This window comes from Marilutibacter aestuarii, from assembly GCF_006546775.1.
Taxonomy (GTDB): domain Bacteria; phylum Pseudomonadota; class Gammaproteobacteria; order Xanthomonadales; family Xanthomonadaceae; genus Marilutibacter; species Marilutibacter aestuarii.
In genome coordinates this window covers 36,236-44,090 of sequence record NZ_VICE01000054.1, presented here as the reverse complement: position 1 = coordinate 44,090, position 7,855 = coordinate 36,236, and the positions used below count along the sequence as shown (strand labels likewise).

9 protein-coding genes are annotated in these 7,855 nt (G+C 69.6%); 6 read left to right on the top strand and 3 right to left on the bottom strand.

Annotated features, from left to right (window positions below):
• Positions 1–1,002, top strand: a 1,002-nt coding sequence (locus FKV25_RS05935) for an alpha/beta hydrolase (protein WP_141517875.1), incomplete at its 5' end; no start/stop codon positions are given.
• Between the two features lie 53 nt (positions 1,003–1,055).
• Here FKV25_RS05935 and FKV25_RS16180 read toward each other — a convergent pair.
• Positions 1,056–1,205, bottom strand: a complete 150-nt coding sequence (locus FKV25_RS16180; RefSeq protein ID WP_170218562.1) for a hypothetical protein — start codon at positions 1,203–1,205, stop codon at positions 1,056–1,058.
• A 141-nt stretch (positions 1,206–1,346) separates the two neighbouring features.
• On the opposite strand from FKV25_RS16180, the gene FKV25_RS05930 reads away from it, so the two are divergent.
• Both FKV25_RS05930 and FKV25_RS05925 read left to right on the top strand, forming a co-directional pair.
• Positions 1,347–1,871, top strand: coding sequence for a type 1 glutamine amidotransferase domain-containing protein (locus FKV25_RS05930; RefSeq protein WP_141517874.1), 525 nt, complete (start codon positions 1,347–1,349; stop codon positions 1,869–1,871).
• Positions 1,872–1,889: 18 nt separating this feature from the next.
• Positions 1,890–2,369 carry a DUF4126 family protein gene (locus FKV25_RS05925; RefSeq protein ID WP_141517873.1) on the top strand — a complete coding sequence of 160 codons (480 nt, stop codon included), beginning with the start codon at positions 1,890–1,892 and terminating at the stop codon, positions 2,367–2,369.
• A 12-nt stretch (positions 2,370–2,381) separates the two neighbouring features.
• Here the strand turns inward: FKV25_RS05925 and FKV25_RS05920 are convergent, their stop codons facing one another.
• The gene (locus FKV25_RS05920) at positions 2,382–2,747 is read right to left on the bottom strand and encodes a DUF1428 domain-containing protein (RefSeq protein WP_141517872.1); all 366 of its coding nucleotides are present in this window, start codon (positions 2,745–2,747) and stop codon (positions 2,382–2,384) included.
• A gap of 106 nt (positions 2,748–2,853) precedes the next feature.
• Here FKV25_RS05920 and FKV25_RS05915 point away from each other — a divergent pair, with 106 nt between their 5' ends.
• Positions 2,854–3,501 carry a DUF998 domain-containing protein gene (locus FKV25_RS05915; protein WP_141517871.1) on the top strand — a complete coding sequence of 216 codons (648 nt, stop codon included), beginning with the start codon at positions 2,854–2,856 and terminating at the stop codon, positions 3,499–3,501.
• On the opposite strand, the gene FKV25_RS05910 is transcribed toward FKV25_RS05915, so the two are convergent.
• Positions 3,474–4,211 (bottom strand): rRNA pseudouridine synthase, encoded by a 738-nt coding sequence (locus FKV25_RS05910; RefSeq protein WP_141517870.1) that lies wholly within the window; start codon positions 4,209–4,211, stop codon positions 3,474–3,476. The genes FKV25_RS05915 and FKV25_RS05910 overlap by 28 nt on opposite strands.
• Positions 4,212–4,371: 160 nt before the next feature.
• Between FKV25_RS05910 and FKV25_RS05905 the strand changes: the two genes are divergently transcribed.
• Both FKV25_RS05905 and FKV25_RS05900 read left to right on the top strand, forming a co-directional pair.
• Entirely contained in the window at positions 4,372–6,861 is a 2,490-nt protein-coding gene (locus FKV25_RS05905) for a response regulator (protein ID WP_170218561.1), read from the top strand.
• A gap of 82 nt (positions 6,862–6,943) precedes the next feature.
• A complete protein-coding gene (locus tag FKV25_RS05900) occupies positions 6,944–7,801 on the top strand; it encodes a PA4780 family RIO1-like protein kinase (protein ID WP_141517868.1) in 858 nt (285 codons plus the stop codon).
• The last annotated feature ends 54 nt before the right edge of the window (positions 7,802–7,855 follow it).

Below are 7,855 nucleotides of genomic sequence, written 5' to 3'. Positions count from 1 at the left end.
GCCGATTACGTCAATGTCGATGTCTTCTACGCGACCAACCGCAGCCCGGACGCCGCGTTCGACAGCCGGCCCGCGGCGGATCGCTTCACCGCCACGAATGCGGGAAAGCTGACCTACGGGCAGGCGCGGGTCAGCATCCCGAAAAGCCATGTCGCCGGTGAGCTGGAATCGCCGCGCTGGTACCTGCTCGAGTTCGAGGAGGACCCCGCCCGCCATGTCGTGCTGCAGGATGTCCGTCGCCTTCCAGAGGGCGCTTTCTTCGGAGCGCTGCAGTCGCGCGTGCGCGATGCGGGCGACAGCAGCGCCTTCGTCTTCGTGCACGGTTTCAACGTCAGTTACCGCGATGCCGCCCGCCGCACCGCGCAGCTGGCCTACGACCTGCGCTTCGACGGTGCGCCGGTGTTCTACAGCTGGCCCTCGCAGGCATCGCTGACGGGCTATTTCACCGACGAAGAGACGATGGCCAGGACCGTGCCGTTGATCGAGGGTTTCCTGGCGGACATGGCCGACCGCTCCGGTGCACGGAACCTGTACGTGATCGGCCACAGCATGGGGACGCGCGGCGTCACCCGCGCGCTCCGCAACCTGGTGGCCCGTCGCCCGGACCTGCGCGGTCGCTTCCGCGGGATCATCCTGGCCGCGCCCGACATCGACGCCAAGGTCTTCCGCGAGCAGTTGGCACCGGCGATGCACCTGGCCAGCGGTCGGGTGACGCTATACGCCTCGTCCGAGGACCTCGCGCTCAAGGCCTCCCGGCAGGTCAACCGAGGTCCCCGCGCCGGCGACTCGAGCGAGGGCGTGATGCTGGTGGACGGCATCGACACGATCGATGTCTCCGGCGTCGACCAGAGCATCCTGGCCCACTCCTACTTCATGGAGTCGGACCAGGTCATGGGCGATATCCGGCAGATGCTGCGGGGCAACCTGCCGGCCGCCGAGCGCAAGCCCCTGCAGACGGTGAAGCTGCGCGAAGGGGTGTTCTGGAAACTGCTGCCACCGTGAACGCGGCGCCCGTGGCGCCCGCGGCGCCCGTGTCCGGCGCGGCGCGCCGACGCCTAGCTGTCGCTGCCGGGTGAAGGCGGCGCGGTGTCGTTGTCCCTGGACGTGTCGCGTTCAGCGAGCTTCTTGGCCTGTTTCTCGTCTTTTTTCTTCTTCTTCGCGATCTCGCGCTGTCGCTTTTCGTACGAATAATTGGGCTTTGCCATCGAGCGTTCCGTTGGAGGGTGTCCGTGCAGTGTACGGGTTCGCGTCGCCGTGGCCCTCGTCGGTGGCCGGCCGAGGGTTTCACCCGGTTGCCACTCCGATCGCGATAGCGTCCGTGCATCCCCCACGCAACGAGTGAATCCATGAGCAAGAAGAAGATCGCCATCCTCGCCACCGATGGCTTCGAACAGTCCGAACTGGTGGAACCGCGCGACGGCCTGCGCGCCGCCGGCTTCCATGTCGATGTCGTGTCGCCGGGCGGCGTGCGCATCCGTGGCTGGTCGGGCAAGGACTGGGGCGATGAAGTCGAGGTGGATGTCGCGCTCGACGATGCCTCGCCCGATGCCTACGACGCCCTCGTGCTGCCCGGTGGCGTGATCAATCCCGACAAGCTGCGTATCGACGAATCGGCGGTGGCGTTCGTGCGCGCGTTCGACGAAGCCGCCAAGCCGCTCGCGGCGATCTGTCACGGCCCGTGGCTGCTGGTGCAGTCCGGGGCAGCCAAGGATCGCACGCTGACATCATGGCCTTCGGTCCGCACCGACCTGGAGAATGCCGGCGGGCGCTGGCGCGACGCAGAGGTGGTGGTGGACGGCCACGTGATCACCAGCCGCAAGCCCGACGACATTCCGGCATTCACCCGCGCGGTGATCGATGCGCTGTCCTGACGCCAGGGCCGCGGTCGCATGATCGCGACTTTCGCCGCCTGCCTGTTCGGCCTGGTCGCCGGCGCGCGCACCTTCACCGCGCCGGCCGTGCTCGCCTGGGCGGCGCGAAGCGGTGCCCTCGAGCTGCAGGGCACGCCCCTGGAATGGCTGGGGGGCAACTGGGCACCTTGGTTGTTCACCCTGCTGGCACTGGCGGAACTCGCCGGCGACAAGTCGCCGCGCGCTCCGAGCCGCAAGACACTGCCGGCCGCCACGGCACGCGTGCTGTCGGGCGCGTTCTGCGGCTGGGCGGTCGCGCTGTCGATGGGGGGCGCCTGGCCGCTTCCGGTCCTGGCCGGCGCAGTTGCCGCGGTGCTGGGCACACGCGGCGGCTATCGGATGCGCATGGGCCTGGCCACTCGTATCGGCAAGGACTGGCCCGCGGCCCTGCTTGAGGACGTGGTTGCGCTCACGCTGGCGCTGGGCGCCGTTGCGCTGCTGGCGGGCGGCCAGGACTGACGGCCGCCGGCGTCAGTCGGGCAGGTCCAGGACCGGGACGAAACCGCCGAACACCATGCGCTTGCCATCGAACGGCATGGGATGTGCCTTGGGATCGAAGCGGGGGTCGTCGCCGTCCATCATTTTCTTCATGAAGGCGTCGCGCGTGGCCTTGTCCGGCCACTCGATCCAGGAGAACGCCACGGTCTCCGCGTCGGTCGCCTGGACCGCACCGAAGAAATCGGTGTGCTTGCCGCGCGGCACGTCGTCGCCCCAGCATTCCACGATCCGCAGCGCCCCATACTCCATGATCACCTGGTCCATCGCACGGGCGTGCGCGACGAAGGCGTCCTTGTTGGCGGTGGGGACGGCGATGATGAATCCGTCGACATAGGTCATGGTGGGCTCCGCTCGGCGTGGCGCGCGACGGGCGCGCCTTCACCGATACGACGGTCGGCGGCGGCGAGGATCGACACGCCATTGGACGCCCGCCGATAATGCCCGCATGAACAGGACTCGCGATGACCACGACCTGTCCGCCCGCCTGGGTGGCACTGCGCTTGCGGGGATCGGCGCGTTCGCCGCGTGCGCGACCGCGGCGCAATGGCTTCGCGCCGACCTGGACTGGCAGCAGGTGCCGCTGAGCTTCTATCTGGTGGGCCCATACGGCGCCTGGGTGCAGGGTGCGTATCTCGCGCTGGCGTTGGCCCTGGTCCTGCTCGGCCTGGGCTGGTATCGCGCGCTGAGTGCGGCCGCGCGCAGCGCGGCGCCGCTGCTGCTGTTCGTCGTGGCCGCGGTGGCCCTGGCCGTGACTGCCCTGGCGGAGACCGGCCGCCTGGGCCAACCGCCCCGCCTGGAAGCCCTGGTGCATGGACTCGCCGCACAGACCGCCTTCCTGTGCGTCACCGTCGCCATGCTGCTGCAAGCCTGGCGCCTGCGCGGCGACCCCGTCTGGCGCCACCGATTCGCCGGTGCGTTCGCGCTGGCCCTGCTCGCCTTCATCGGCCTGTGGGTGCATGCGCTCTGGCGCGAAGCCCCGCGCGGCCTGACCCAGAAGCTCGAGATCCTGCTGATCCTCGCCTGGCTGGCGCTCTCTGCCGCGGCCCTGCGCAGCGGCCCGCGCGGTCAGATCTTCGTGCCGACCGGCAGGTAGCGCCACTGTCCCGGCGGCATCGCGCCCTCGGGGCCCTTGCCGATCGGGATGCTGCCGATCCGCAAGCGCCGGATCGACAGCACCGACAGGCCGACCTGCGCGCACATGTCCTGCAACTGGCCCTCGCGCACGCCCTTGAGCGCGAAACGCAGGCGTGTTTCGTTCTGCCAGCTGACCTTGCACGGGGGTAGCGCGCGGTCCTGGAAGGACAGTCCATGGTTGAGCCGGCGCAAGCCCCAGGGCGCCAGCTCGCCCTGGACCTCGACCAGGTACTCGTGCTCGATCAGATCGGCATCCTCGGTCAGCCGCCGCCAGACACGGCCGTCCTGGGTGAGGATCATCAGGCCGCTGGCATCGGTATCGAGGGGCACCAGTGGGGTCAGTCGATGGAAGTGACGCTCCAGCGGCCGGATGCCCGACGGGTCGTGCGTCCAGTGCGAGCTTGGCTGGACCAGGGCCGCGGCCATGCGCCTGCCTTCGATCGCGTCGTAGCCCGGCGGCTTGTGCAGCAGCACCGTGGCCGGCTCGACATCCTCCAGGCGCGCGTCCGGATGCAGCTCGACCGTGGCCTCGGCGACCGGATGCTGCGGCGACTCGACCACCTGGCCATCCACCGACACCCAGCCGTTGCGGATGTATTGCTCGGCATCCGCGCGCGAGCACCTGAACAACTCGGCGACGCGGTGGGCGAGGCGGACGGGGTCTGGCATGGGCGCAATACGGCGGGGCAGGGGGGGCTGGCAGTGTAGCGGCCCGGCACCGGGCGTGCTGGCTGGGCCGCGTTGCCTGAACGAAGCGTTTGCCGGCTGCGCGGCGTTCTGCAACCATCCATCGTGCGATTGCAGTTGCGGTCGCTTGCAGGGGGCGCCGTTGGACTATCTGGACATTTTCGAACGTTCGCCCAACCCGTACATGGTCCTGGACCGCGGGTTGCGCTACGTCGCCGTCAACCGTGCCTATGAGTCGGTGGTCGGGCGCACGCGCGACGTGCTGCTCGGGGTGGGCCTGTTCGAGGCCTTCCCCGGCGACGGCACGCGCCTGGGCGAGACCAATGTCGCCCTGCTGCGACAATCGATCGAGCGGGTCTTCGCCACCGGCGAGCGCGACGTCCTGAGCCTGATCCGCTACGCGATCGAGCGACCGGGCGAGGCCGGGCCGGTCATGGAGGACCGCTACTGGTCGGCCACGCACACGCCGCTGTTCGACAGCGCGGGCCGGGTCGTGCATGTCCTGCAGCACACCACCGACGTCACCCACCTGCAGCGCCTCAACCAGGCGCTCGCGCGGGCCACCGGGGCGTCGCAGGAGCAGATCGAGTTCGGCATGTTCGAGCGTGCGCGCAAGGTGCAGGAGCACAATCGCGCGCTCGAACACCGCATCAGCGACCTGGAGACCCTGTTCGCGCAGGCACCCGGGTTCATGGCCTACCTGTCCGGGCCCGAGCACCGGTTCACCCTGGCCAACCGCGCCTACGAAACCCTGGTGGGCCGCGACCGCGACCTGATCGGACGGGTACTGGAAGAGGCCTTGCCGGAGGCGGCCGGCCAGGGCTTCGTCGCGCTGCTCGACGAGGTGTACCGCAGTGGCCGGCCCTATGTCGGCCAGGCAGTGCCCCTGCGACTCCAGCGCGAACCCGGCGCCGAACCCGAGGAGGTGGTGCTCGACTTCGTCTACCAGCCGGTGAAGGACGCCGCTGGAAAGGTCGTTGGCATCTTCGTCCAGGGCAACGACATGACCGCGCAGGTCGCCGCACAGGCCGAGGTCGAACTCTTCCACAACAATCTCGCCGAGCTGGTCGAGCAGCGCACGCAGGCCTTGAAGGTCAGCGAGGAGGAGCGGCTGGCCGCGCAGGCCGCCCTGCACCAGTCGCAGAAGCTCGAGGCGATCGGCCAGCTCACCGGCGGCGTGGCGCACGATTTCAACAACCTGCTGCAGGTCATCGGCGCCAACCTCGAGCTGCTGGAAGGGCAGGTTCCTGAAGGGGGCGCCAACCAGCGCCTTGCCTCGGCCCGGAATGCGGTCCAGCGCGGCGCCCAGCTGGTATCGCAGCTGATGGCCTTCGCTCGACGCGACCCGCTCAACGTGGCCGTGTTCGATCCGGCGCGCACCCTCGCGACGCTGGCCGACATGCTCGAGCGGACCCTGGGCGAGGGACGGGACATTGCGCTCGAGCTCGACCTGGACTGCGAGACGCGGATCAGGACCAACCCGCAGCAGTTCGAGACGGCGATCCTCAACATGGTGATCAACGCCCGCCACGCGATGCCCCACGGCGGCAAGGTCCGCATCGAGTGCCGCTGCGTGGACGGCGCCGAAGCCGGGCAGGACGGCGAGCGGGTCCGCATCACCATCGCCGACACCGGCATGGGCATGGCGCCCGAGGTCGTGGAGCACATCTTCGAGCCTTTCTTCACCACCAAGCCGCAGGGGGAGGGGACCGGACTGGGACTGGCCGCGGTCTATGGTTTCGTCCAGCAGAGCGGCGGCGAGATCCGCGTCGACAGCGTCCCCGGCAAGGGGAGCCGCTTCACGCTCTACCTGCCGACCACCGACCAGCCGGACGAGGTGCTCGTCGCCGAGGCGGACACGATCCCGCGCGGACGCAACGAGATCGTGCTGCTGGTGGAGGACGACGAAGGCGTGCGTCGCACCGGCGTGGACATGCTGCTCGACCTGGGTTACGACGTCGTGCAGGCCTCGCATGCCGCGATGGGGCGTGCCCTGCTCGATGAGGGCCTGCGTCCCGCGCTGCTGTTCAGCGACGTGGTGATGCCCGGCCCCATGCACAGCTTCGAACTGGTCGCGCACGTGCAGTCAGAGCTGCCCGCCACCGCCGTGCTGATGACCTCGGGCTACGCGCAGGCCTCCCTTGCGCGTTCGGGCGCCGCCCGCCCGGACGTGCCGATGCTCGCCAAGCCCTACACCCGCGCGGACCTCGGGCGCCACGTGCGCGCCGCCATCGACGGCCACCGGTTGCCGCCTTCGCTGCGCGTGCTGCTGGTGGAAGACAACGACGACGACAGGCTGCTCACCAGCGAACTGCTCGAGGCCTGTGGGATGGACGTGGCGCACGCGGACAGTGCCGAGGAGGCCCTCAGGAAGCTCGCGGAGTCGCCGCGAGACGTGCTCCTCACGGATGTCGAGCTGCCGGGTTGCGACGGCATCGAGCTCGCTCGCAGGGCGCGCGCGCGCCAGCCCGGCCTGCGCGTGGTGTTCGTCACCGGCCACGACGAAGAGGCGGTGCGCGAGCGGGGCGGGGTGGGGGCGACCCTGTCCAAGCCCTTCTCGCGCGCGCAGCTGACCTCCGCCATTGCCCTGGCCACCCAGTCGCTGGAGGCCACGTCGTCGCTCCCAGGCTGAACGTTCCGGGACGGCGGACCGGTCGCCGTCGCGGGCGCATGAGAGAATGCCCGCCCCCGAGCGCACGAGCCGCCCCCAGTCCATGAAGACCCCCACCGCGCTGATGGCGCTGATCGAGGACGGCGTCATCGATGCCGTGCTGCGCCCGCTCAAGAGCGGCAAGGAAGCGGCGGTGTACCTGGTCCGCAGCGGCGACCACGTGCGCTGCGCCAAGGTCTACAAGGACATGGCGCAACGCAGTTTCCAGCAGCGGGTGCAGTACCAGGAAGGGCGCAAGGTCCGCGGCAGTCGCGAAGCACGGGCCATCGGCAAGGCGACCCGCTACGGCAGGCGGCAGCAGGAAGCCGAATGGAAGAACACCGAGGTCGATGCGCTCTACCAGCTGCGCGACGCCGGCGTACGCGTGCCCGAACCGCATGGCTTCTTCCACGGCGTGCTGGTGATGGAACTGGTCGTCGACGCCGACGGCGCGCCGGCGCCCCGCCTGGGCGAGGTCGAGCTGGGTCCGGAACAGGCGCGGGCATTCCATGGCGTGCTCGTGCGGCAGGTCGTGCGGATGCTGTGCTGCGGCCTGGTCCATGGCGACCTGTCGCCCTACAACGTCCTCGTCGGCGCGGAGGGTCCGGTGGTGATCGACTTCCCGCAGGTGGTCAGCGCGGCGGGCAACAACGCGGCGCGGAGGATGCTGTTGCGCGACGTCAACAACCTCACCGCATGGCTCGGTCGATCGGCACCGGAACTGCTGGACACCTGGTACGGCGAGGAGATGTGGGCACTCTACGAAGCCGGTGCCCTCGCGCCCGATACCGACCTGAGCGGCCACTTCGAGCACGACGAGCACGAAGCCGACATCGAAGGCGTGCGCGACGCGATCAACGAGGCCCGCGACGAAGCGCTGATCCGCCAGCAGGGCCGGGAAGCGGCCGAACTGGAGGACTGACCCGGCCGGGCGCGGTTCACGCCGGGCCATCGGCCGACGTTCTCCAGGTCGAAG

Excerpts from the sequence above, each read along its gene's own strand:
- FKV25_RS16180 (WP_170218562.1), bottom strand. The coding sequence starts at position 1,205 with ATGGCAAAGCCCAATTATTCGTACGAAAAGCGACAGCGCGAGATCGCG.
- FKV25_RS05930 (WP_141517874.1), top strand. The coding sequence starts at position 1,347 with ATGAGCAAGAAGAAGATCGCCATCCTCGCCACCGATGGCTTCGAACAG.
- FKV25_RS05925 (WP_141517873.1), top strand. The coding sequence starts at position 1,890 with ATGATCGCGACTTTCGCCGCCTGCCTGTTCGGCCTGGTCGCCGGCGCG.
- FKV25_RS05920 (WP_141517872.1), bottom strand. The coding sequence starts at position 2,747 with ATGACCTATGTCGACGGATTCATCATCGCCGTCCCCACCGCCAACAAG.
- FKV25_RS05915 (WP_141517871.1), top strand. The coding sequence starts at position 2,854 with ATGAACAGGACTCGCGATGACCACGACCTGTCCGCCCGCCTGGGTGGC.
- FKV25_RS05910 (WP_141517870.1), bottom strand. The coding sequence starts at position 4,211 with ATGCCAGACCCCGTCCGCCTCGCCCACCGCGTCGCCGAGTTGTTCAGG.
- FKV25_RS05900 (WP_141517868.1), top strand. The coding sequence starts at position 6,944 with ATGAAGACCCCCACCGCGCTGATGGCGCTGATCGAGGACGGCGTCATC.